Origin of the sequence: Melioribacter sp., from assembly GCF_049325435.1 — a bacterium.
In the GTDB taxonomy this organism is placed as follows: Bacteria; Bacteroidota; Ignavibacteria; order Ignavibacteriales; family Melioribacteraceae; genus Melioribacter; species Melioribacter roseus.
This window is the reverse complement of sequence record NZ_JBMOLD010000005.1, coordinates 1-26,425: the sequence shown is the minus strand read 5'-3', so window position 1 is coordinate 26,425 and position 26,425 is coordinate 1. Positions and strand designations below refer to the sequence as shown.

The 26,425-nt window shown below is 40.6% G+C and carries 16 protein-coding genes and 1 pseudogene; 9 read left to right on the top strand and 8 right to left on the bottom strand.

Annotation, left to right across the window (positions count from 1 at the left end; all coding sequences use genetic code 11):
- Position 1: 1 nt before the first annotated feature.
- From ACOYVE_RS04095 to ACOYVE_RS04085, 3 genes are read right to left on the bottom strand one after another with little or no spacing between them, the layout of a single operon-like run.
- The gene (locus ACOYVE_RS04095; RefSeq protein WP_041356138.1) at positions 2-985 is read right to left on the bottom strand and encodes a hypothetical protein; all 984 of its coding nucleotides are present in this window, start codon (positions 983-985) and stop codon (positions 2-4) included.
- The gene (locus ACOYVE_RS04090; protein ID WP_014857508.1) at positions 972-2,369 is read right to left on the bottom strand and encodes an MBL fold metallo-hydrolase RNA specificity domain-containing protein; all 1,398 of its coding nucleotides are present in this window, start codon (positions 2,367-2,369) and stop codon (positions 972-974) included. The genes ACOYVE_RS04095 and ACOYVE_RS04090 overlap by 14 nt, the downstream gene beginning before the upstream one ends.
- A gap of 30 nt (positions 2,370-2,399) precedes the next feature.
- Positions 2,400-3,452, bottom strand: coding sequence for an AI-2E family transporter (locus ACOYVE_RS04085; protein WP_422880931.1), 1,053 nt, complete (start codon positions 3,450-3,452; stop codon positions 2,400-2,402).
- A 117-nt stretch (positions 3,453-3,569) separates the two neighbouring features.
- Here ACOYVE_RS04085 and pta point away from each other — a divergent pair, with 117 nt between their 5' ends.
- A complete protein-coding gene (gene pta, locus ACOYVE_RS04080) occupies positions 3,570-4,553 on the top strand; it encodes a phosphate acetyltransferase (protein WP_422880930.1) in 984 nt (327 codons plus the stop codon).
- A 41-nt stretch (positions 4,554-4,594) separates the two neighbouring features.
- Here pta and uxuA read toward each other — a convergent pair whose 3' ends face one another.
- Both uxuA and ACOYVE_RS04070 read right to left on the bottom strand, forming a co-directional pair.
- Positions 4,595-5,812 (bottom strand): mannonate dehydratase, encoded by a 1,218-nt coding sequence (uxuA, locus tag ACOYVE_RS04075; RefSeq protein ID WP_422880928.1) that lies wholly within the window; start codon positions 5,810-5,812, stop codon positions 4,595-4,597.
- Positions 5,813-6,625 (bottom strand): SDR family oxidoreductase, encoded by an 813-nt coding sequence (locus ACOYVE_RS04070; RefSeq protein ID WP_422881009.1) that lies wholly within the window; start codon positions 6,623-6,625, stop codon positions 5,813-5,815.
- A gap of 156 nt (positions 6,626-6,781) precedes the next feature.
- Here ACOYVE_RS04070 and ACOYVE_RS04065 point away from each other — a divergent pair, with 156 nt between their 5' ends.
- The 7 genes from ACOYVE_RS04065 (at position 6,782) to ACOYVE_RS04035 (ending at position 21,816) form a co-directional block, all read left to right on the top strand.
- On the top strand, positions 6,782-7,837 hold the full coding sequence (locus tag ACOYVE_RS04065; protein WP_422880926.1) for an aldose epimerase family protein: 1,056 nt from the start codon (positions 6,782-6,784) through the stop codon (positions 7,835-7,837).
- Between the two features lie 306 nt (positions 7,838-8,143).
- The gene (locus ACOYVE_RS04060; RefSeq protein ID WP_422880924.1) at positions 8,144-11,149 is read left to right on the top strand and encodes a TonB-dependent receptor; all 3,006 of its coding nucleotides are present in this window, start codon (positions 8,144-8,146) and stop codon (positions 11,147-11,149) included.
- A gap of 87 nt (positions 11,150-11,236) precedes the next feature.
- Entirely contained in the window at positions 11,237-12,994 is a 1,758-nt protein-coding gene (locus ACOYVE_RS04055) for a T9SS type A sorting domain-containing protein (RefSeq protein WP_014857501.1), read from the top strand.
- 143 nt (positions 12,995-13,137) lie between these two features.
- Positions 13,138-14,868, top strand: coding sequence for a peptidylprolyl isomerase (locus ACOYVE_RS04050; RefSeq protein ID WP_422880921.1), 1,731 nt, complete (start codon positions 13,138-13,140; stop codon positions 14,866-14,868).
- Positions 14,869-14,978: 110 nt separating this feature from the next.
- Complete coding sequence (locus ACOYVE_RS04045) at positions 14,979-16,943, top strand: GDSL-type esterase/lipase family protein (protein WP_422880919.1); 1,965 nt, start codon at positions 14,979-14,981, stop codon at positions 16,941-16,943.
- Positions 16,940-19,267: a hypothetical protein gene (locus ACOYVE_RS04040; RefSeq protein WP_422880917.1), complete on the top strand. Its 2,328-nt coding sequence runs from the start codon at positions 16,940-16,942 to the stop codon at positions 19,265-19,267. The genes ACOYVE_RS04045 and ACOYVE_RS04040 overlap by 4 nt, the downstream gene beginning before the upstream one ends.
- 20 nt (positions 19,268-19,287) lie before the next feature.
- A complete protein-coding gene (locus tag ACOYVE_RS04035) occupies positions 19,288-21,816 on the top strand; it encodes a glycoside hydrolase family 9 protein (protein WP_014857497.1) in 2,529 nt (842 codons plus the stop codon).
- A 44-nt stretch (positions 21,817-21,860) separates the two neighbouring features.
- On the opposite strand, the gene ACOYVE_RS04030 is transcribed toward ACOYVE_RS04035, so the two are convergent.
- Positions 21,861-23,027, bottom strand: coding sequence for an iron-containing alcohol dehydrogenase (locus ACOYVE_RS04030; RefSeq protein WP_014857496.1), 1,167 nt, complete (start codon positions 23,025-23,027; stop codon positions 21,861-21,863).
- 231 nt (positions 23,028-23,258) lie between these two features.
- On the opposite strand from ACOYVE_RS04030, the gene ACOYVE_RS04025 reads away from it, so the two are divergent.
- On the top strand, positions 23,259-24,290 hold the full coding sequence (locus ACOYVE_RS04025; protein WP_014857495.1) for a LacI family DNA-binding transcriptional regulator: 1,032 nt from the start codon (positions 23,259-23,261) through the stop codon (positions 24,288-24,290).
- A 3-nt stretch (positions 24,291-24,293) separates the two neighbouring features.
- On the opposite strand, the gene uvrC is transcribed toward ACOYVE_RS04025, so the two are convergent.
- Both uvrC and ACOYVE_RS04015 read right to left on the bottom strand, forming a co-directional pair.
- Positions 24,294-26,147 (bottom strand): excinuclease ABC subunit UvrC, encoded by a 1,854-nt coding sequence (gene uvrC / locus ACOYVE_RS04020; protein WP_422880914.1) that lies wholly within the window; start codon positions 26,145-26,147, stop codon positions 24,294-24,296.
- A 63-nt stretch (positions 26,148-26,210) separates the two neighbouring features.
- Positions 26,211-26,425, bottom strand: a pseudogene (locus ACOYVE_RS04015) (glucose-1-phosphate adenylyltransferase); the annotation flags it as partial.

Below are 26,425 nucleotides of genomic sequence, written 5' to 3'. Positions count from 1 at the left end.
CTCAATTCTGTCCGGGATTGTAAAAAAATGAAAATGTTTTGCTTACCGAATTAGGTTTTCTATCTTTAGTGTATGCCGCTATTTTCCAGTAATACTTAATATAAGGATTGAGATATAAATTATCAGCTTTAAGAGCGTAAACCGAATCCGGTTCTGCGTCGAATATGGGGACGTTATGAATTACTCCTTCGTGTTCGCTTGTCTGTATAATTAATTCATAAGAGGCGGGAGCCGATGCCGCTCTGAAAATAAACTCATCTATTTTGTTTATCGTCGTATTGTTTCCCGGATATAAAAGCTCCGGAACATTGAGCGCATAATCCGAAACCGGTTCCGTGCCGCTGCTTTTGAGTCCGCCTTTATCAACGCTTACGATTCTGTAATAATATTTTTTTAATAGTTCAATATTGTTAGTATCTAGAAAATAATTATCGGCTGATTTTAGAAGAAGGTATTGATCTTGAAGGGTATAATTAACGACGGCGCTCCTGTAAATTTCATAATGACTGATATCGTTGTCGTAAGCAGGGGACCACGAGACTTCTATTTCCGGATTACCGGAATTGTTGCGCGCATAGACGTAAAGATAAACCGGATTGTATGGCGGGAAAATATTTACCGGTTTAGCGGAAACCATATCGCTGAATCCGCTTATGTTTCCGTCGAAGTCTTTAGCCGCAATACGATAATAATAAGTCGAATCGTATTCCAGATTTCCGTCGATATAATAATTGTTAATAGTAAACGTTATATAAGTAAAATCGGATGTATCGTTAATGCTGCGATAGACCAGATATCCTTCAATATCTGGCTCCATATTTTTACGCCATGATAAACCTACCTGACCGTCGAAAGCCGAATAGACTTCTAATTTTATTGGCGGAAGGGGAGGAACGTAATCATCGGCAGGTTCGATCAGATCATTCTTTCTGCATGATATATTCAGTAATATAAAAATTATCAATATGTGCTTATAACTCCGCACTGTATCCCCGTTCGGGAATTTCTACTGATTTGAATCCTGCGTTTAAGAGCTTTGATTTAAACGGTATTTGTTGTTCGGATTCGCCGTGTACTAGAAATATTTTTCTCAGCCTGCTTTTGTCAAAGCGCGATACGTAATCGAACAATTCTCTTGCGTCGGCGTGGGCGCTTAACGAGTCCATCACTCTTACTTCGGCGTTGAGTTGATATTCGTCGCCGAAGATTTTAACGGGCGATTGCTTCTCGGTTATTTTTCTGCCGAGTGTATTTTCAGCAGTATATCCGACCATTAAAATTATATTGTCGGGATTTTCGATATTGTTTGCAAGGTGGTGCAAAATTCTTCCGGATTCGCACATGCCGGAACTAGAAATAATCATGCAAGGACCCGGGGCAGTATTTAATTTTTTTGAATCTTCCACGTCTTTGATATACGTCAATTTATCGAATCCGAACGGGTCTTTATGATTTACTAAAAATTGGCTGATTTCGAAATCAAAGCATTCGGGATGCAGTCTGAAAATTTCTGTTGCATTAACTGAGAGCGGACTGTCGACATAAATTCTTATTTCAGGCGCCATTTTATTTTCGAATATTCTGTGAATGGCATAAACAAGTTCCTGAGTTCTCCCCACGCTGAAAGCCGGAACGATAATTTTGGATTTTCTTTCCCAGGCTAAATTGATAACCTCGGCTAATTTTATTTCGGTGTCTTTCGGATTGTCGTGCGTTTTGTTGCCGTAAGTCGATTCGCAAATGTAATAGTCAACGTCGGGTATTTTTTCGGGGTCTCTTAAAATCGGCAAATTCGGTCGTCCCAGATCGCCCGAAAAACCGAGATGTTTTAATGTACCGTTTTCATTTATCGTAAGGAAAAGAGAAGCCGAGCCTAGAATGTGTCCTGCGTCGAAAAATGTCAATTTGATGCCGGGAGCAATTTCGAATTCGCGGTGATAATTAATACCGACGAACAGTTCGAGAGTCTGTCTGGCGTCTGTTTGTGTGTATAGCGGCTCGAACAAATTTTGTCCTCGCTTTTTCCTTTTTTTATTGACGTATTCGACGTCTTTTTCCTGTATGTGAGCGCTGTCCAAAAGCATAATCGACGCCAAATCGCGAGTGGCAAATGTGGCAAATATTTTTCCGTTAAAGCCTTTTTTGACAAGCGTAGGTAAATTGCCGGAATGGTCGATATGGGCGTGGGAGAGAATTACAAAATCGATTTCTTCCGGATTGAAATATTCGAACGTGCGGTTGAGTTCGAATGCAAGTTTTCTTTTGCCCTGATATAATCCGCAGTCGATTAGAAATTTTTTTCCGCATGCTTCTACGTAATGCATCGAGCCGGTGACGGTCTGAGCGGCTCCTATAAATTGAATTTTCATGATATCCCTTTTCTTTGAAGATGTGAGAAGTTACATTCTGATAATTTTGTAATTCTTATATCCGTAATAAAATTCTTTTGCGGCGGTTTTAATCACCGTGGCGGCGGGCACCGCAAGCAGCATTCCGATTATTCCGAGCATCTTGCTGCCTATCAAAATTAATATGATTATTCCCAATGGATGAATGTCCGTGCTCTTCGAGAATAAATTGGGTTGAATGAATCCGTTGTCGAGCGCATAAACGGCCAGAAACATTAAAATTATTTTCGGCAGCATCGAAAAATCCCCGAATTGTACAACCGATATCAATATCGCAGGCAATCCGCCGATGATCGGACCGAAATACGGAATCAAATGTCCGACGCCTGCTACAAATCCGATAGAAGCCGAATTATTAATGCCCAGCATCGCCAATCCCAGTCCGCTCAAAATTCCCACTATCATGGCGTCTAATATCCAACTCCGGACGTATCTGCTTAATTGAATTGATATTTTACGTATGACCCAATACGAAACCTCGAAATATTTATTCGGCATTATATTGATTATGCCTTTTAATAATAACGTACTGTCTTTCAAAAGGAAATAGGTAACAAAAGGCACGATTATTAAAATTGCTATAATAGCGAAGAGACTTTCCACAATGTTTGTAAGGTCGTTAATCCATATGTTGAACATGCTCTGCAAATAAACGCTTATTTTTTCCGAAAGATTGATGGGACTCAAAAACGGGAGCGCGTTATGAATAACCCCTTCAATTTGTCCGAATATGTTATCCAGATTTTCCGGGGTCATTAAATTGATTATCTGTTTCATCTGGCGGATAAACTTGGGCAGGATTATCGAAATACCGAATATGCTTAGTAAGCCCGTCGATACAAAGACAATCAATACTGATAACGTCCTTCTGACGCCGCGCCCCTCAATAAAGTCCACGATCGGTTTGAATATCATCGAGAGCATAAGAGCAATGATCAACATAGCCCAGATTTCAGAGAAAGCATAGAGTATATATATTGCAACCGATATGGTTACGAGCCATGTAAAAAATGTCCTGACGGAATATGTTTGCTTGCTTTCCATTTTAATAAGGAAATCGATTTATCTTTCCCAAAATATCGTCAAAAAGGGGAATTATTCAAACTAAATTGTCCATTTTAATTATATTTACGAATAAAAATTAAAAAATTAGGAGAAAAAATGTTGGAAATTGCTTTGTTGAAAAATTTGAGAGAAAAAGCTTCTCAAAAGAAAAGAACAATTGTTTTGCCGGAATCGCATGACGAAAGAGTATTGAGAGCAGCCGAAATACTTACTAAAGAAGGAATTGCCTCGATAATAACGCTCGGTAACGAAGAAAAAATCCGCGCTCAAGCTGCGGAATTGAAAATCGATTTAACCGGCATCAGAATCATCGACCCGGAAAGGTCCGATAAACTGAGTGATTTTGCAAATATCTTTTATAATCTCAGAAAACATAAAGGTATTACGATCGAACAAGCCCGCGAGACCGTCAAAAGAGATATCTTCTTCGCCGGTATGATGGTAAGAGAAGGTATGGCTCACGGCAGCGTGGCAGGTTCGGTTGCAACTACTGCGGACGTAACGCGCGCCGCTATCTTTTGCGTCGGTTTGAAAGAAGGCATATCGATTTTATCGAGTTTTTTCTTAATGGCGTATCCCGATAAAGTATACAGTTTTGCCGATTGCGCCGTTAATCCCGACCCCGATCCCAATCAATTGGCTGACATTGCCATTTCCACCGCGGATAATCATAAAAAATTAACGGGTGAAGAACCTTATATCGCCATGCTTTCGTTCTCGACAAAAGGAAGCGCAGAACATCCGCTCGTCGACAAAGTTAGAAATGCAACGCAATTGGTACGTGAAAAAAGACCCGATTTGAAAGTCGACGGCGAGCTTCAGTTCGACGCTGCAATAATAGAATCGGTGGGTAAAAAGAAAGCTCCAGGCAGTGAAGTCGCAGGCAGAGCCAATGTGCTTGTTTTCCCCGATTTGAATGCCGGCAATATCGGTTATAAAATTGCACAGCGTCTTGGCGGAGCCGAAGCTGTAGGCCCTGTAAACCAGGGAGTCAAAAGACCGTTCTTTGATTTATCGAGAGGATGTAAAGTAGAGGATATCGTCAACACAGCCGCAATTGCCTGCCTGATGGCCGATTAATTATAAAAGCTGTCCCTTCTATTTCGAAGGGACAGCTCTTTTTACAGTGAATATTTTATTCCGACTTCCAGACCCTGCAATTCGGATAAACCTTTTAACCTTCCGATAAAAGAATAACCCGGATAAAACTTTTTGTTCCGAAGCTTTTCAATCTCTTTGTCGAAATGCGTCATTTTACCGTGGTCGGGTCTCATCGGCATACGGTAATTGCCGAGCCCTTCTTCCAGCCTTCGCTTTTGTTCGAGCAAGAGAATTTTAACCACGTTGTACATATCTACCGAACCTTCCAGATGATGATTTTCGCGGAAGTTACCTTCGTTGTCGATAATAACATTTCGAAGATGAACGAAATTCACATGACGAGCCAGTCGGGCGGCGATTTCGGTAACGTTATTATGAACGCCCGACCCCAAGGAACCCGTGCATAAAGTTATTCCGTTCGAAGGCGATTCCACGCTTTTTACAATCTCGGTAAGATTGTCGCACGTGCTTACCACGCGGGGCAATCCGAGCAGAGGACGCGGAGGATCGTCGGGATGTATTGCCAGTAATATTCCATTCTCTTCGGCAACCGGCGTTATTTCCTTCAAGAATTCTTTCAGATTATTTAAGAGCGTAGCATCGTTGATATCTTTATATTCATCGAGAGCTTTACGAAATTCTTCGAGTGTATAGGCTTCGAGAGAACCGGGCAGTCCGAGCAAAACAGTATCGATAAGTCGCTGTTTTTCATCCTCGCCGATTCGGGTAAAATATTTTTCGGCTTTTTTGACCGTATCCTCGGAATAATCGGTTTCGGCGCCTTTTCTTTTTAATATAAAAATATCGAATGCGGCAAAAATGTGCGTTTCGAATCCTGATACAATAGAACCGTCGTCGGCACGAATATCCAGATTCGTACGCGACCAATCGAGCACGGGCATAAAATTATAACAAACTCTTTTTACGTTGCATTTGGCAAGGTTAATAAGGGAAGTTTTGTAATTCTCAATTAATTGTTTGTAGTTGTCTTTTTTCTTTTTGATGTTTTCATGTACGGGAAGGCTTTCGACGACTTCCCAAGTCAAGCCCGCTTTTTCAATTTCGTTTTTTCTTTTTAATATTTCTTCTTCGGGCCAGACATCTCCTGAGGGAATATGGTGCAGCGCCGTAACAATTCCGGAGGCGCCTGCGGTTTTGATGTCTTCGAACGTCAGCGGGTCGTTATGACCGAACCACCGCCACGAGTAAATAAATCCGATTTTATCTTTGAAGTCCATTTAAACTCCGCTGAATATACTGAATCCGCCGTCGACTGGAATTACAGCGCCGGTAACAAATTTGGAAGCGTCGGAGGCCAGCCAGATTACCGTTCCTACTAATTCTTCGGGCTGACCGAATCTTCTGAAAGGCGTCATTTTAATAATTGATTTTCCTCTGTCGCTCAGGGAGCCGTCGACATTGGTCAGCAGATTACGGTTTTGATTTGTAAGTAAAAATCCGGGCGCAATTGCGTTTACTCTCAAACCGTCGCCGAACTTCAATGCGAGTTCCATTGCCATCCAACGCGTAAAATTATCTACGGCTGCTTTGGCGGCAGAATATCCGACGACTCTAGTAATTGCCCTTATACTTGCCATCGAGGAAATATTTATTATAGAACCGCTGCCGTTTTTTGCCATCGGCTCTCCGAATTTCAATGTGGGCAATACTGTGCCGTGCAAATTCAAATCGACAGCTTTCTTAAAGCCTTCAAAACTGAGATCGAAAATATTTTCTTCCGGTTTTAAAGTGGATTCCGGCAGATTGCCGCCGGCTCCGTTAATCAGGACGTCAATCCTTCCGTATTTCTGGAGTATCCATTCTTTTGAATTGTTTACTTCGTCTTCTTTCAATACGTCGCATTTAAAATAGTCGATGTTTCCGAGTTCTTTGAATGAGTCACAAATTTTTTTAAGCTTATCTTCGTTTCTGCTTAAAAGTATGACATTCGCGCCGCTTTTAAGGAAGCCTTCCGCCAGGGCAGTCGCTATTATTCCGCTGCCTCCCGTAATTACAATAACTTTTTTTTCGACGCCAAAAAGTGAATTTATGTAATTCATGATTCCCTATCCGATTTTATTTGTGAATATTTCGCAAAATTTTAGAATAAATAATGAGTTTCAAATATAATTAAACCGTTTCAATTAGACAAAATCAGAACAAATTAATAATTTTGTTTTTTTATTAAAAATCAACTAAGGAATATAATGGACGGCGAAAAATTTTTTGGTATTTTGAACGACGGCAGCGAGATAAAAGAATATAAATTATCAAACGGCAACGGAGCGCAGATAAACATAATTAATTACGGCGCGATTGTAAAAAATATTATTGTGAAGGACAGAAATAATCGGTTCGATGATATTGTACTGGGTTACGATACTTTGGAAGGGTATTTAAATGATAAAACATTTCAAGGCGCGGTAGCGGGAAGGTATGCTAACAGGATTAAAGGCGGCAAGTTTGAACTCGACGGAATTGTATATCAGCTGGAGCAAAACGAAGGAAAAAATCACCTTCACGGCGGAAGCGAGGGGTTTTTTAAAAAAATATGGAATGCAGAACCGGTTGAATCTAACAAAGGTAAAAGCATAAAGCTTACATATTTAAGCAAAGACGGCGAAGCCGGTTACCCGGGTAATTTGAAAGTAACGGTTACTTATACACTTACGGAAAACGACGAACTTATAATTACTTACGAAGGAATTTCAGATAAAACAACGCTTTTCAATCCGACGCATCACTCGTATTTTAATTTGAGCGGCGACTTTGCCAAAAAAATTGAAAATCATTTGTTAATGATAAATGCCGAGAATTACACGCCCGTAGACGAAGAATCGATTACGACAGGAGAAATTGCACCCGTGGAAAATACGCCGTTCGATTTCAGGCAAATCAAAGAAATCGGAAAAGATATTAATGCCGACCATCCTCAATTAAAAATAGGAAAAGGCTACGATCACAGCTGGGTATTGAACGGTTATGACGGAAGTTTGAAATCGGCCGCTCTTTTAATCGATTCGGAGAGCGGCAGAAAAATGGAAGTGATGACCGATATGCCGGGATTACAATTCTATTCGGGCAACCATCTTAATCCTGAAGCGCAAGGTAAAAAAGGAACGCCCATGAATTTCAGAACCGGCTTATGTTTAGAAACACAATTCTTCCCCGACTCGCCCAACAAAAAGAATTTTCCGCAGGCAATATTGCCTGCGGGAGTTACATTCAAATCGACTACAGTATACAGATTCACTGTAGATTAGCGGATTTGAAGAATTTCATACTTGGAAACCACTGTAAATTTTTGATTAAATGAGGGATTAATTCTACTTAAACAGTTAAGTAGTTTCTTTTCTTATTTTGATAAAAAATCCTTGACATCTTGAACTAATTTCCATAATATTGAAACGGTACAATAAATATTGTAACAATTAAATATTGGTTAAATTTGACTCGGCTTCAAAATTATAGGGCGTTTAAGGGCAATGATTACTCTGAGTAACACCGATTGAAATTATTAATAAATGGGGCTCTATCCCATAAATAATTAAATAAAAGCGGGGAGTGTTATGAAGATCATTTCTAAATTTCTATTAACCATCCTTCTGTCAGTAATTTCCGTAACTTTGATTCATGCCCAGGGTAAAGGTCGTATAGCAGGGACTGTAATCGACTCTACTACAAACGAACCTTTAGTTGGCGCAAATGTTCTATTGGTCGGAACAAGTTTGGGAGCGGCAACAGATTTAGAAGGCAAATATGTAATTGCGCAAATCGAGCCCGGAACTTACAAAGTAGCGGTGCGATATATCGGTTATGTGACAAAAGAATTTACGGTTGATGTACTACCAAACAGAACCGTTCAGCTTGATGTAGCTCTGGCTACTCAGGCAATCGAAGGGCAGGAAATTATAATTACAGCTCAGGCGCAAGGTCAAAAAGCCGCAATCAACCAGCAATTGACTGCCAATACGATTAAGAATGTCGTATCCGCAGAAAAAATTCACGAACTGCCTGACGCAGACGCAGCTACCGCTTTGAGCAGACTGCCGGGGCTTTCGCTAATGAACGGCGACCAGGTGGTGATCAGAGGCGTTCAGGCAAAACAAAATTTGATACTAATTAACGGAATTCAACTTCCGTCTACCGACGTCAACACGCGCGCTACAAATCTCGGTTTTATTTCCGCCAACATGCTCTCAGGCATTGAAGTAGTTAAAGTTGTCACTCCGGATATGGACGCAAATGCAATCGGCGGCGTTGTTAATTTAAGACTGCGCGAAGCTCCTTCCGGTTTTCACTTCGATATGCTTTCGCAAGGAAGTTTGAATCATCAGGACCGTACTTACGATAATTACAGATTCTGGGCCAGCGTAAGCAACAGATATTTCGACGATAAACTCGGCGTTTTTATTCAGGGGAACGCCGACAGATTTGACGACGGTTTAGATCAGATTTCGGCTTCGTATGAAAGATACGAATTCTTGCCGTACGGAGAATCACCTTACCGACTGAATACTTTTAATTATCAAGATCAACAAAATATTACTTCCACATACGGAGGAAGTATAATACTTGATTATAAATTACCCGATGGCAAAATACTGCTTCAAAATACGATATCTAAAGGAATAAACGATAATGCAACTCACAATACACAGCTGGATTTGCAAAACAACAGGGTAATTTATTCTTTGAACCGCGATAAATACAAAAGGACATTGCTGGCTAATGCATTCCAGATGGAATACAACTTCGGGGATATAAAAGGAGAGTTGACATTATCTCACTCGTATAGCGACCGCAATACCGACATCAGGTACGGAGACCCGGGCGATAATACTAACTTTGCAAATGCGGCAGGCGCTCCTTTTGGCTACGACGCCAACGGCAACAGGATTTCTTATTCAAATTTGAGGAATACGATTACGCCCGCGGAAATTCTTAATATAGAAATTGACCCCGCCGACTATCAGGGCGCGGATATCTCTGACTGGGCGGTAATTCGCGAGGTGGCGTTCAAACAACATATCTATAATTCGCAGCTCGATTTTACAATACCTGTTTCGTTTACGTCGGATTTTTCCTCGACATTCAAAGTCGGCGGTAAATTTAAAAGAACCACGCGTTCCAACGACTTAAATCGCTGGTATAAGAGAACCGGCGACGAAGATTTCTATTCTAATGTAAGAGATTTTATTCCCGGTAAAACTCTGAGCAATCAAAATCAGCTGCTTTTTACGGACGTCCAAAATAAAGATTATACAAGGGGCAAGTACTTCCTGAACGGAGAGCATCCGTACAATTATGCATTCAATATCGGCATGCTCGACGACTTTTATACACGAGCCCGGTCCGGTTGGGGACAGGCGGTTCATAAAGACGGAACGGTATCGGAAGATTTCAACGGCGCGGAGATTTTTACGGCGGGATATTTAATGGGCACTTTTAATCTGGGCACAAAACTTTCTATGATATTGGGCGGTCGTTATGAATATTATAACATGAAATACAATGCGACTAATTTTTACGTCACACACCCCGTCGACGGTAACGGGAGAATACTCGATACTTTGAATACGGTTGACAGGGACGATAACAACTTTTTCCCGAACGCTCAGATTCGTTATAAATTTACAGATTGGGCTGACGTACGACTTGCTTATTCCAAGACAATTGCGCGTCCGGATTTCAGAGCTATTCTTCCTAACGTCTACTTCTCGCCGGGTCTAACCAACCGTGCGGGTAACCCGTATTTGAAACCTGCAGTATCCACAAATTACGACCTTTATATGTCGTTCTACAACAACGAAATAGGCCTGTTTACGGTCGGAGGATTCTACAAAGAAATTGATAATGTATTTTTCCAGACAACGATCTTTTATCAAAATCTTTCGTATTACGGCGTCAGTTTTCCGGATTCCGCATTCTGGGTATCGCAGGGTATTACCCCGCCTGCCCGGTCGGATAAAATCGACACTTACATAAACAATCCGTCTCCGGCTATCATAAAGGGACTTGAATTCGATTGGCAAACGAACTTCTGGTATTTGCCCGAGCCGCTCAATGCGCTTGTATTGAATATAAACTATACCAGAGTATGGTCGGAAATGGACTATCAACAATTGATTAATCAGGTTGAGCGTGAAGAATATATCGATCCGATAACGGGAAGAAGGAAATTCAGGGAAAAATATATTACTACCGACACTATAAGAACCGCGCGTTTGATTAATCAGGGAGACGATATATTGAACATCGCTCTGGGTATTGACTACAAAGGATTTTCAGCTCGTCTTTCTTTCAATATGCAGGGTAACGTAATTACGTCCGTAGGGCAGAGACCCGAAGAAGACACATTCACTGGCAATATCTACAAATGGGATTTTACCATTAAACAGCAACTGCCCGTTGAAGGCTTAAGCATATCATTGAGCGGCATAAACATTTTCCACAATCCAGTTAAGAATTACAGGAAATTCCGCAGGACAGTGGACGGTCCGATTATTGATAATGAGGCGTCCACGTTATATTCGCCAAGGGTATTCGAACTTAACTTGAGATACACTCTCTAATGTATCCGAATGCTGTTCGGTTAAAAAACTGAATACCATGGGGATGTGTTATTTATATCATTTAACTAATTATTTAGGAGGCACGCTATGAAGAAATTATTTTCCTTTTTCTTAACACTGTTGCTGCTCTCTTTCTCGTCGTCTTTCGCTCAGGGGCTTATGGATTATGTAGATGAGATTAGAGGCGACACTCTTGTAATCAAAGACTATTACGATATGGGCGAAGCTAACTCATTGAGTAACGCCATTGCTGCGGATACCGACGCCCCCGCCGGCAGAGTATACGAATTGAAAACCGCCGGTTGGTATCCTATGTCAGCTACACTTACAACTCCCGCAGACAGACCGACAGTAATTGTCGGCGCCGACGATGATATACTGGTACAAAGACAGGCGGCTCCGCCTATTATTTCGGGTTATTCAGACGAGGGAGGCTCAAGCGCCGGCGGCATAACCTGGAGCCATGATTTAACGGTGAAAAACACAAGTATTATTTGCGGAGCTCCCGACGGCACTTACGGCTGGGCGTTCTTCAATTCCGGCGCAGCCGACCGTAAAATTGTTTTTCAAAATAACATGATGGAGCATAACTGGTGGGTATTTGTCCAGTCAAATGCGCATTCAGGCAACAGACTGTTTTTTAAAGACAACTATTTTGTAAACATGAGCGGTCGCGCTTGCCGTCGCAACGGCGGCGTATACGATAACGTAGACAATAATACGGATACAATCTACGTTGAAAACAATACGCACGTTATGGCTCAAGGGTACATCTACAAATTCAGAAATTACCCGATTAAATTTATCTATGTAAACCACAATAATTTCATTAACTGCTCGAATGTTATATTCGAAACACAGGGCGTTCAAAGCAACAGCATAATAACAAACAACATTTTTGTTAACAGTAACGTACAGCCGTTCAGACCCAATATGACGGAAGATATTTCCGAGCAGGCAATTGACGGTTTGCCGCAGGGTATAATCGACGTTGCCGTTTTGCCTGAAAGCATGGAGCAGGTCGACAGAAAATGGCTGGTTGAAGCCAATTTGGTCTATTGGGATTCCAGACTGACTGACCTGGCAGCTGAAGCAAACAACATGGCGGTGAACGGATTTACAACCTGGATGAATCAGGCGATGAAAATGAACGAACGCACCAAATCGCTTTTTGACGATGATACAAATTATCCTTATCTGACGGAAGGCGTTTGGTACGAAAAATTACCTAACTTTGCCAATACAGCCGACCTCTTAACTGACCAGGTAGACGTTCTTAAAGAATTCAGCCTCGCTACTATCGATACTACCAGTACTGCAGTTATGCCGTATTGGAGAGTAAACAGTCTAGGTAGCGAAAACTTCATTTACTCAGATTGGCCGATTCCTATCGACTTGTCGTACAGCGATGAAGACTTGAAAGTCGGCGGTACGGACGGATTGCCTGTTGGCGACTTGAACTGGTTCCCCGATGCAAAAGCTACTTTCCTCGCCAATCACGATAAGTATTTTGGCGATTTAGTGGAAGCTCTCGAAAACGGACACACTGTTACCGCCGTTAAAGAACTTGGCGGAGTTCCGACCCAATTTGATTTGTCGCAAAATTACCCGAATCCGTTTAACCCGACAACTGTAATTACATTTACACTGCCGGAGCCGGGCAACGTTACGTTAAAAGTATATAACGCCTTGGGTCAGGAAGTGGCTACGCTTGTGGATGGTTTCAAAACGGCGCAAAAATATCAGGTCACATTTGACGCTTCCAATCTTGCAAGCGGAGTCTATATCTATACTTTGCAGAGCGACAATTATAAAGTATCCAAGAAAATGATGCTTATCAAATAGCGACGCAGTTATTTAATGTAAAACCCCGATAATCCAATTATCGGGGTTTTATTTTTATTCAAAGCGGATTAATTTAATACAATAAAATTGATGCTAAGTTTATATCAAACGTTCACATCTTTTCCTGAACGGGAGAAAGTTTTATGAAACATTTCCGATTATTATTTCTATTTGTATCTGGGTTTTTAATACTGAGCGCCAATTCATTCGCTCATTCGACGCAACAAGATACCTCGGTTGTTGCCAGATATGCCGGCGAATATTCCGTTACGGCGGGCGAGTTAAATAAGTACGTGGTTGACTGGCTGTATAATAAGAGATATCGTAACAGAGAAGATATTTATCGCAATGCCCTTCGCGATATGCTCGTTAATCAGTTTAAAAGAATGGACTTCTTTGAGAGAGGATTGGATACGAATACCGGGTTAATCAAAAGCATCAGTCGTATTATTAACGAAGAACTTGTGGCGGAATATTTCAAGTCTCAATATCTGGGTAAATATACATCGGAAGAGGCGGCGAAAAATGTTTACGGTATGATGGACAGAAAAATCGTCTGCAGACAGATTGAGTTGGTTAAAGATAAGGACATAACGAGGGAGCAACTCGATTCGCTCGAACAAAAAGCATTGGAAATAAAATCGGAAATTGAAAACGGACGCGATTTTAGCGAACTTGTAAAAAAATATTCAGCGAATAATAACGGCGTTATGCCGCCTGTCGATTGGAAACAGGCGCTTTTGGATCCGGTCGCGAATATTGTATTTAAATTGAATAAGGGCGATATAAGAATATTGAACGCTCCGACCGCAATCAAAATTGTTGAAGTTGTTGATATTCTACCCGTGAGAGTTAAGCCTTTTGAGTCGGTAAAACATGAAATTAAAACATACCTGAAAAATATATTTTATACGCCAGCTTACGAGGAATTTGAAAACGATATGAAGAAAACTATCGACGAAAGTAAGTTGTCATGGAATAATGCGGCGCTGGAACAAATTGTTAAATGGTCTAAAATACAGGATTTCTATAAAGACAAATATTCGCAATTAATATCGGAAGAAATTAATAAGGGGAATAACAAAATTATTTTAACTTATGACGGGGGAAAAGTAGACTACAAAAAACTAATCTATCTTCTGGATAATATATTGATTCTGAAAGACGGGGAAAATATTACGACCGAAGCGTTAAAGGATTTTTTGACGGAAGCGTTGCGAACGGAGATAATTGTAAAAAAAGCCGAGGCTCTGAATCTAAAGAAAAATATTTTCAACGCATTTACGGATGATATTGCGCTGAAAAATCAATTGGTTCGCCTCTACAATCTGGCGGTCATAGAATCAAAAATTCCGCCTGCAACGGAAGATGCGATTTATAGTTTCTATCTCGAACATAAAAACGATTTATACTATCAGCTTGAAAAAAGAAATATATTTGTAATGGTTTTTCCTACGAAAGAAGAGGCGGATAGCGCATACGGAAAGATAAAGAGCGGCGTTCCTTTTGAAAAAGTGAAGGGGAGATATTTAGTCAAAACATACATAAAAGATCGCAACGGGGAAATCAAGTCATTCGGGAAAGACGAAAAACCGGTCTTTGGAAATATTGCTTTTGCTCTGAACGAATCTGAGGTCGCCGAACCAATCGAATTCGAGGATTATGATAATAAAAGCTATGCCGTAATAAAGTGTTTTAAAATAAGTCCGGAAAAACAACTGAGCTTTGAAGAAGCTAAAGATTCCGTTATTGAGGATTATAAAAATTACCACAGGGAAAAGATAAAAATAGAAATCGAAGAATATTTAATAAAAAAGTATAAACCTGTTATCAACGAAGAAACGCTTAAAAAACTTATAGAGGGCGTTTCATAATTGTAATGTCCAATAAAGCGCTTTGTAATACTGAAGAAAGATGTTGTTTCGGTTGATATTTAATACGAAAATATCGACTTAATAAGGTATTAATTTAATCTGAGATTATTTTGAACGGAAATAAAGACATCAGAAAAAAGATTCTCGCAGACGGTAAAAAGCGCACGCCTGAACAACTGTCTAAAAAATATAATCTTTCCGTAAAAGAGATAAATGAAATATTGAAAACATCGTCTCGTAAATATCCAAAATGGTTTTATGTAGTTCTGGTATTAGCGCCGGTAATTTTTATAACGTTGTTGGAATTATTACTCAGAGCAACCGACTACGGTTATAATACCGAACAATGGGTCGATGCGGGTAACGGCAAACTAATTATAAATCCTGAAGTAGGAAGGCGATATTTCCCAAGCGGGAATTTTACGCCCAATACTATAGAGGATATGTTCGACCTTCATAAAAAGCCGAATGCTTTCAGAGTATTTGTTCTCGGCGGAAGCAGCGCTCAGGGATATCCTTTTAATCCGATGGGCGCATTTTCAAGGTATATACGTAAAAGATTGGAACTCGTTTATCCCGAATCGAATATCGAGATTGTGAATGTCGCTATGACAGCGGTTAATTCGTACACGATTTTGGATTTGCTTCCGGGCGTGTTGGAAAAAGAGCCGGATTTGATTTTGATTTATGCCGGTCACAATGAATATTATGGCGCTCTCGGAGTCGGTTCGGTGGAGTCGTACGGAACATCGCGCGCTTTGATAAAGTTGATGTTGTATTTAAACAAATATAAAATTACACAATTGACCAGAGACGCAATTAATTCAATAGCTTCTCTCTTTACTGGTGAAAATATTAAATCGCACGGCACGCTTATGTCGGAAATTGCCCAAGATAAATTAATTCCTGTTAACTCGGAGGAGTTCGCAGAAGGCGTTCAACAATTCAGAGAAAATATGGATGAAATTTTAAGGGTTTCTAAAGAAAGGGGAACGCCGGTCATTTTAGGAAAGCTCGTTTGCAATCTGAAGGATCAAAAACCTTTTGCCTCGGTCGAAACTCGGGATTACATTACGGCAATTGAGGCATATGAAAATGCCGTGAGGGAACTGAATAAAGGGAATTTGAAAAAAGCAGATTCGCTGTTTGTACTGGCTAAAGATTTGGACGCTCTCAGATTTCGAGCCCCCCAGGCAATGAATAGTATAATAGAAGAATTGGGATATAAATACGGAGCTCCTGTAGTTCCTCTGGATTCTATATTTAACGCCGCTAGCCCTTCCGGCATAGTCGGGGACAATCTGATGGTTGACCATTTACATCCCAACTTACAGGGTTATCAACTGATGGGTAAGTCGTATTACGATTACATGCATAAATTCGGTTACCTGCCTCCGATCGAAAGAGGGAAGATACCTTATGAAAAGCAGGACAGCATAACAGTGGCGAATTTTGTATTTACGCGTTTGGATTCGACGCTGGGCGTCTATTACGTAAAATTACTGAAATCCGATTGGCCTTTTGCCGAAAAGCGAAGAAATAAATTTAATCAATCGGATTTTATGAATATACTGAATCCCAAAGATTTTATCGATTCGCTTGCCGCGGCCAGAATCGAAAACAAAGTATCCTGGGTCGACGCGCATCTGATAGCCGCTACTTATCATCTGAGAAGAGACGAAATAAAAAATTATCTGAAGTATATGGACGTCATCATTTATCAGTATCCCGTTCTTAAGGACCTCGACGGAGCTTTGAGATTTTTTTATGCTCAAAATAAAATTAATCTCAATGATTACACTCCGCGTAGAAACGGATTGATGGCTTTATATATCGGCAATTACCGCAACGCTATCAAATATCTTAGGCAGGCTTATCTGTCGGCTCCCGACGACGCGGGATTATTGTATAATTTGGCATATGCATTTTATAAAAACAACGAGCTCGATTCGGCTAATGTTTATCTTAACAGAAGTTTGGCTCTCGTTCCCGGCGACAAAGATGCAATACAATTGAAAACCGAGATAGGAAAAAAATTAAAAAAACAAAACGCTTCACAAAACGCGAAAATATGAGTGTTAAAAGAATTTACCTGATTTTATTGACCCTGTCTCTTGCGATAATTAGTTTTGAAATAATATCGACTCGCATATCGTCGGTAATATTCGTTAGTAACTATGCCTTTTTAATCCTGTCGTTGGCAATATTGGGAATAGGGCTGGGAAGTATATATGCGCATTATAGAGTTAAGGCTATCGAATCTGATGAAATTATCATAGTGTTGAAAAAGTATATCGTTGCTTTGAGCGTTTCTTTAATAATCTTTATCTTATCGATCGTTCTCTTCAAAATTACAAATCCGTATGTTTATTTTTCGCTGCAAACCATACCGTTTTTTACCGCCGGCATATTATACTCGCAGATTTATAAAGTGTTCTCTTTCGACGGATTCCGTTTATATGCGTCCGATCTTTCCGGGGCGGCAATCGGAGCCGTAGCGTCAATTCCGATTCTGAATAATCTCGGCGCCGTTAACGGAGTCTTGTTTGTTTCGTTATTGTTATTGACGATCGTAATTTACTCCTTCTCAATCGGATTGCGTCGTTCGGTAAGGCTGTTAATTTATTCCCTAATGTTTTTATCGATGGGGTTTCTACTCGTAAAGGGGGATGATGAATTGATCGGAGAAATTCCGATCGGTTATTATCCCGAAAAAGATTTCTATTACGTTTATCCGGACGCCAAAGAAATTTCAGAGATTGAGGAGAGCCGATGGAGTATTAACGGGCGCTCGGATCTGGTGAAGTATAAGAATCAGGACATGGTTAAGCAACTTTTCATTGACGGGTCGGCCGGTTCGCAAATGTATCGATTCGGCGGGGACGTTAAAAATCCCGGCAGTATGCTGGGCAGGTTATTAATTCAGCACTCTACTTCCATTCCATTTTTATTACTTAATGAAAATGAAAAAAACAGAATGCTGGTTATCGGACCGGGCGGAGGCAAAGAAATTTTAGTGGGCTTGATTGAGGGAGTGAAAGAAATTTACGGTGTGGAAGTAAATTCCGATTTTGTGCGAATCGTTAAAGAACAAAAAGAGTTCAACGGCGGCATTTATACGGATTTTTCGAATGTAAATATACTGATAGACGAAGGGCGCAACTACATCAAACGCGCAAATAAATATTTTGACCTGATTGTAATGGCGTTGCCATCGACGGAACAATTGCAAAACATCGACAACATAGCGTCAAACGAAAATTATTTGCTCACCGTTGAGGCTATTAAAGATTATTTGAACAGGCTGACGCAAAACGGCAGATTGATATTTACAGTCCATAACAGATGGGAATTAATTCGATTATTGGTTACAGCGATCTATGCGTTCGACGAATCGGGAATAAATAACCGGGACGCTTTGAATCATTTTATTGTTATCGGACAGGATTACGCTCCTACTCTTGTAATTAAGAAAACGGCTTTCTCCCAGAATGATATAAGCAACATTAAAAATACGCTGAGAAAAATTCCGAAAAGTTTACCGCAGGTTACCTATTTACCGTTCAGTTGGAATGAACTGGATAAGTCGCCGGAAAATTTATTCTTATCAACAGTCTATGAAAATATCGAATCGATCGAAGAGTTGATCAAAAAAGATAAGTACTACATATCTCCCGTGAGAGACGACAGTCCGTTCTTCTATAAGGTAAGTCGAGGCGTGCCGGATGATTTGTTAAAACTGTTTATTGCGATTGTTATAATCGGATTATTAGTAGTTGCAATTCCCGCTTTTAATGTAAAGCGAATTAAAAAAGAGAAAATAGATAGGAAAGAACTCTTTTTTACATTGCTGTTGTTTGTTTGTATCGGCGCCGGTTTTATGATAATGGAGATTGCTCTTTTTCAAAAATTAATTCTCTATCTGGGCATACCTACTGTTTCGCTCTCTGTGCTGCTTTCGTCTTTGTTGATAGGAATGGGTATGGGCAGCTTTTACAGCAAAAAAATAATCAAAGTGAAATTTTACGGACGTTTGAGAATTATTACTCTTTTCATTGTTATCTATGGAATTATTCTATTCACGACTTACCCGTTGATACTCGATGGAGTGGTTGAATTAAATCTCGCGTTCCGAGCCTTTATTATATTTATGCTTTTATTGCCTCTGGCTTTTATGCTCGGCGTCCCGTTTCCCGCAGGAATTAATTTGTTAAAAGAGCATAAACTGGAAAAATATATCCCATGGTTATACGGCGTCAACGGTCTTATGTCGGTCGCTGGTTCGGTTCTCGCCGTTATTTTTTCGATGACGTTAGGATTTACGTTCTCTTTTTTCGTCGGCTTGTTTTTTTATTCCGTAATTACGGTAATTACTTGGAATGCAGCTCGTCGTAAATAAATCAATATAGGGGAGGTATCATGAAAAAATTAAGTATTCTTTTAATGATTCTAATATTAAGTCGCTATCCGTTATCGGCGCAGGAATTGAAAATCAATGAAAAGGAGTATTTTGAAACACGCGGCGTTAATTTGCTGGTGTTCAGCAATCAATATACCGGTTACTTCTTTGACGAAAAAACCGCAGGTATTGAATTGATTCATCACGATGTTCGCACTGCGACCGGCGGAGGAGTCCGTCTTCAGCCCACACCGGAACAATGGGATCAGATACCTATGGTGGTTGAGAGAAAAGTTGACAGGGAGAATAATTCGATAGAGGTATTGCTGCGTTATAACGAATTCGATTTTAATTCCAGAGTAAAAGTTGAGGCATATGAAGACGGCGCGATAATACAAGTAATACTTGACGAACCTCTGCCCGAAAAATTGGAAGGGCATGCGGGCTTCAATATGGAATTTTTGCCGTCGGCTTATTTTGAAAAGACCTATTTGATCGACGGAAAACCGGGTATATTTCCTTTGTACCCGACAGGTCCTGTTGAAACCCGACCGGTTGAAGAAAAGATTCCTCAGTTTGCAGGTCATTCAACTTTTGACGATAAAGGTCGCGGAGAATTTATTAATCCGCTTCCGATAGTAGAAGGTAAGGTTTTAACTCTGGCGCCGGAAGACCCCGAACGTCTTGTAACAATTAAATCGTTAACCGGAAATCTGATGCTGTATGACGGCAGAAACCTGGCTCAGAACGGTTGGTATGTTGTAAGATCCTTATTACCGGCCGGAAAAAAGGGAGTGGTATTACAATGGTTTTTGAAAGCAAATTCAATTAAGGATTGGATACGCAAGCCGGTAATTACTTATTCTCAGACGGGATATCATCCCGGTCAAAATAAAATTTCCGTAATTGAATTGGATAAAAATGACGAACCGCTTGAAACCGCCGCTTTATTTAAAATTGATGAAGACGGCAATACGATTAAGGTTCTTGAGAGAAAAGTAGAACGTTGGGGCGAATTCCTGAGGTATAAATACGTTACGTTTGACTTTTCCGATATAAAAGAAAGCGGCTTATATTCTATTAAGTACGGCGATATTCAGACCAAGCCTTTCCCTGTAAGCGAGGATGTCTATAAATCCGCATGGCATGCCACTCTGGACGTATGGTTTCCCGTGCAGATGGATCATATGTTTGTCAACGAAGCTTACAGGGTATGGCACGGTTTGCCCAGCCGGGACGACGCCCGTCAGGCTCCGGTAAACCATATTCATTTTGACGGTTATAGTATGGGTCCGAGCACCGATACCAAATACAAATCAGGAGAACATATTCCCGGCCTCGACGTCGGAGGTTGGTTCGACGCCGGAGACTTCGATATCCAGACGGGACATCATTGCACAACAGTAATGAGTTTTGTCGACAGTTGGGAACACTTTAAGATCGACAGGGACCAAACATACATTGATCAAAAAATCAGATATACGGATATTCATCATCCCGACGGTAAACCTGACTTGCTTCAACAAATCGAACACGGCACGTTGCAACTAGTAGCGCAGCATAAATCGGTAGGACATGCATTCAGGGGAATAGTAGTGCCGAATCTTCATCAGTATCATCATCTCGGCGATCCCTCGGCAATGACAGATAATATGATTTATAATCCGGAGATGGATGTCAATGAAAACGACGGGAAATACAGCGGCGTCAATGATGACAGGTGGGCTTTTACCGGGAAAGATCCGTCGTTGAATTATTCTTCGATGGCGGCATTGGCGGCTGCTTACAGAGCATTAAAGGGATTCAACGATTCTCTTGCCTCGGAGGCTTTGTCGATAGCAGAGAATGCATGGATTAAAGAACACAATGAATCCGGCTGGGAGATAAAGGACACCGGCAGATTTGCACTTTACAGAATAAGAGGGGAAGTCGATGCGGCATTGCAATTGTTGATTTCTACCGAAAAGGAAAACTATAAAGAACGCTTTGAAAATCTTATATGGAACGCTCTCGGTTTGTCGCGTATACTTTTTATAGAACGAGCCGTTAAAGCGATTCCGTATTTCGACAGTCGATTCAAGGAGAGGTTAGTCCCTTATGTAGAAAAATATAAAACGGAGTGCGACGAATTCTTAAAAGAAAACCCATACGGAGTATTAATCGGAAGGCGTCCGTGGGCAGGCAACCATGAATTAATAAGCTGGGCTATTACGAATTATCATGTTCATAAAGCTTTTCCGGATATTATGAATCCGGAATATACATTCAGAGGCTTGAGCTATATTTACGGACTTCATCCGTCCTCTAACATTTCTTTTGTGTCGGGCGTGGGCGTGTATTCCAAAAAGGTGGCTTATGGAGGCAATAGGGCAGATTACACGTTTATTGCCGGCGGCGTGGTGCCGGGCCTGTTAATGCTTAAACCTGATTTCCCTGAGAACAAAGAAGATTGGCCATTCCTCTGGGGTGAAAACGAATATGTAATCGATATCTGCGCCGAGTATATCTTTCTTGTAAATGCCGTAGATGATTTATTGAACGGCAAATAGTATTTATCGGGCTGTCTTCTAAGACGGAGACAGCCCGATAATTTTTAATATTCGCCTTTGAAAGCTATAGAATAGATTTGATAGATGTCGTCGCGTTCCAATTTTCTAAGGGCGCCTAAGGGAGCTTGTAAAGCGGCATTGTCTGCAAGTTTATTCAGATCGTTTTCTTGAATTCCGAAGTCTGTCAGTTTTACTGGCGCTCCAATCGACTTATAAAATTCCACAAGTTGTTTTATCGTTTGGCTGCCTTCATTTATGTCATGACTGAATACATTCCTTCCGAGTCTGATTAATTTATCGTTTATCAAATTTATGTTATATGACATCCAGGCGGGGAAAATTACAGCCAGACCCGCTCCGTGAGCTACGTCGTAAAATGCCGAAATCGAATGTTCGATTGAATGCGTTGCCCAGTCGCCGTAATTTCTGCCGGCGCCGATTATTCCGTTTAATGCCAGGGTGGCCGACCAGGCTAAATTTGCACGGGCATTATAATCCTCCGGTTTGTCAATCAATGTCTTGACGCTTTTTATTATCGTTCTAACGAGACCTTCGGCTAACTCATCTGGCAAATCGGTCTCCGGCGTTCCGTCGAAATACAATTCGAAAATGTGGGAGAGTACGTCGATCGCTCCGTAGACAGTTTGTTCTTTGGGCAACGTAAATTGTACCGTCGGATCAATCACTGATACCTTCGGGTATGAAGATAAGCCCGCCGTAAAAGCCCATTTTTTATTCTCCGTTTCATTTGTAATGACAGCATAACCGTTCATTTCCGAACCTGTAGCCGAAAGTGTTAAAATGGAAAATATCGGAAGGGAATCTGAAAGTTTCACATTGCCTTCGAACGCATCCCAGATGTCTCCGTCGTAAACTGCGCCGGCTCCGATTGCTTTTGCCGAATCGATAACGCTGCCGCCGCCCACGGCTAATATAGCCTCGATATTATTTCTCTTAACGAGACGGACTGTTTCGCGCACAAAACTGAGCACGGGATTCGGTTTTACGCCTCCTTTTTCGATATATTGGATATTGTTGGCTTTTAATGAGTCAACGACTTTATCATAGACGCCGTTTTTAAAGATCGAACCCTTGCCGTATAAAATTAGAACCGATTTAATATTGTGATTTTTTATTTCTTCTCCGATTTTCCCGATAGTTTCTTTGCCGAAAATTATTTTTGTCGGATTTTGATATACGAAATTGTTCATGCAAGCGCCTCCAGAATTTATTAAAATTTATCCCTGCAAAAATAAAAAAATGAAACTTCAGAAAATAAGTCCGGCTATTTAAAATTTTTCCGAAAATGCTTGTATCGCTTTTTTTACCGATTTTAATGCTAAAAATAATTTGATTTTATAAGGATATAAAAGTATTTTTGAATGTTTTATAAAGGTATTAAACCGTTTTAATTTGGGGAGATCCAAAGCAGGAAAAATTAAATGAAAAAAATTACTATTGTAGACGTTGCCAGGAAAGCGGGTGTGTCCAAGGGCACTGTCTCTGCCGTAATAAATGCTAAAAATACTGTTAAACCCGAGACGCGCGACCACATCCTCCAAATAATGAAAGAGCTTAATTACAGACCCAAGGGCGTTGCCCGAAATATGAAGAACGGAAATCAGGATAAGGCTATCGGAATTATAATCAAAGATTTGAATTATCCGTTCTATACGGCGATTGCTTCAGGCGTAAAAGAATATGCCAATTCAAAGGGCTATTCCGTGGTTGTTACCAGTTCGGAAAACGACCACGAATCAGAAATCAGATTCTCGCATATGTTTTCGTCGAAGGATATTAAAGGAGCAATAATTGCCCCGATTGTTGAGGGAAGTTCCGAAATCGAACACCTCTTTAAGTTGAAAATGATAAATTATCCCTTCGTCCTTTTGGAAGACGTAAAGGGCATTCAGGCTAATGTGGTCGCTATCGACAATCAAAACGCTATAAAAAAAGCCGTAAAATATCTGATCGATTGCGGGCATACTAAAATTGTTCACTTTGCAGGACCTCCTCAGTCTTCACATACACAGGAACGCATCGAAGGATTCAAACAAGCATTCAGCGAAAGTCCGTTGATTTTCAGGGACGATATGATAGTCTCTATAGGTTCGCAATTCGAAGAAAGCTTTGGTAAAACAATCGAATATTTTAAGAACCGGAAGAAAGAAGAGTATCCGACTGCCATTGTTTGCTTCAACGACCAGCAGGCTCTCGGGGTAATTATGGCGTTGAAAGAGCTAAGAATAAAAGTGCCCGACGATATTTCGATAGTTGGCAACGACGACATTTATTATGCGCGTATATACCCTATACCGTTGACTACAATTAGAGCTCCTCAGCATGAAATAGGCAGGAAAGCGGCTGAAATATTAATCAGGAATATTGAATCGAACGTATTGTTGCCTCCCGAAAAAGTTGTATTGGAAACCGAGCTTATTATAAGAGAATCTACTAGAGTATTGAACGGCTGAGCGTTATTGATTCCCGACGTTCTCGGTGTGATAATAATCGTAGATAATTTTTGCTTTTGCTTGTCCCACTATTTCAGAGAGCTTTTCGATTTCCGCCTGCTTTATTTCCTCAATAGTCATTGCGCTCAATAATTTTTCCGCCAACTTTTTTCCAATGCCTTTAATATTCAGTAATTCGGTTGTAATAGTGCGCTTTGTTCTGCGCTGGCGATGAAACGTGATTGCAAATCTGTGAGCTTCGTCTCTGAGATGCTGAAGTAATTTCAAAACGGGCGATGTTTTGGCGATTATGTGCGGCTCCTTTTCGCCGGGCAAATAAATTTCTTCAAGTCTTTTTGCAAGTCCGATTATATCATAATTTTTAGCGCCCAACTTCTCAAGCGCTTCAATCGCGCTCGACAATTGTCCTTTTCCGCCGTCGACCATAATCAAGTCGGGCATCGGCTCGTTTCCTTCCGTAGTTTTAGAATACCTTCTTTCGATTACTTCTCTCATACTGGCAAAGTCGTCGGGGCCTACAACGCTTCGTATTATAAATTTTCTGTATAAACTTTTTTTTGGCTTCCCGTCGACAAAAACCACCATGCTTGCAACAGGGTCGCTGCCCTGTAAATTGGAATTGTCGAAACACTCAATTCTGCGAGGTAAATTTTTTAGTCCCAATTCTTTTTGTAAAGCGGCAATTACAAACGGAACGCTTCCTTCTTTTTTCATCTTTTGCAGTTGAATTTCTTTAAGGTGAAGCAATGAATTCTGTTTGCACATCATTAATAGCGACTTTGCCTCGCTCATTTTCTTCGGCACGATAAAACGGCATTTAAAACCGGCTTTTTCGCTCAGCCACTCAATTAAAGTATCGCTCTCGTCAGGTTCTTCTTCCAATATTATCTCTTTGGGTATTTCAACGTAATCGTTATAATAAAATTTAACGATGGTGGAGTAAAGCGTTTTTATATCGTTCAGGTCTTCCGTATTTGAGACGGCGTCCGAAGTTGTCAGAGTTAATTGTCGTTTGCCGACAAGCTTACCAGCCCTGATGTTCAATACCGTCGCCGCTGCATCTTTACCTTCATAAGCGGCGGAAATTATGTCTCGGTCTTCTTTATCCGTAGTTACTACTTTTTGTTTGGAAGAATATACCTGCAATTGCTCTATGCGGTCGCGCAGATCCGCGGCTTTTTCAAACTCCAATTTTTGAACGGCTTGCTGCATCTGCTGCTGTAGTTCGCAGATCAAATCGTCGGTTTTGCCTTTCAGAACTTTTATGACTTGCTTTACGAGTTGCCCGTAATCATTTTCGGAAATCAGACCTTCGCACGGTCCGTCGCATTTTTTTATATGATAATCGAGGCACAATTTGTATTTTTTCTTTTCGATTGTTTCCTGCGTTATATGAAATTTACAGCTCCGTATTTTGAATATTTTATTAATAAGCCTGAGCGATTTCTTCATGCTTTTCACATCCGTATAAGGACCAAAATACTTTGACCCGTCGTTAACCACATTTCGCGTAGGGTACACCTGAGGAAATGGTTCATTCGAAATTTTAATATACGGATAAGATTTGTCGTCTTTAAGATTAACGTTGTATCTCGGTTTGAGTTGTTTAATCAGGTTATTTTCGAGTACAAGAGCCTCGATTTCGTTATCGGTAATAATCAGCTCAATATCTTCTATTTTGGAGACGAGCGCCGCAGTTTTGGGAGAATCGACATTGTTATGGAAATAACTCCTGACCCTGTTTCGAAGATTCTTCGCTTTGCCTACGTAGATAACTTTACCGTTTTTATCCAGAAATTGATAGATGCCCGGTAAATTGGGCAGACTTTCGAGTTTATTTTGTAAGTTTTCTTTCATAAGACGAAAAATAAACTAAAGAGGATAACAAGGCAAGGAATGGATTATTCCTTGCCTTATTACTCAGAATTTGTAATTCTTTGGTATGATTACGATGCCGGTTTCGGAGACTTTGAAGCGCTTTTTGTCTTCCTCGGGGTCGAACCCGATTTCGGTGCCTTCCGGGATGTGAACGTTTTTATCGATAATGGCGCGTCGTATTCTCGAATATCTGCCGATATTGCAATTATCCATTATTATCGAATCGGTTATATAAGTATAGCTGTTGACCCTTACGT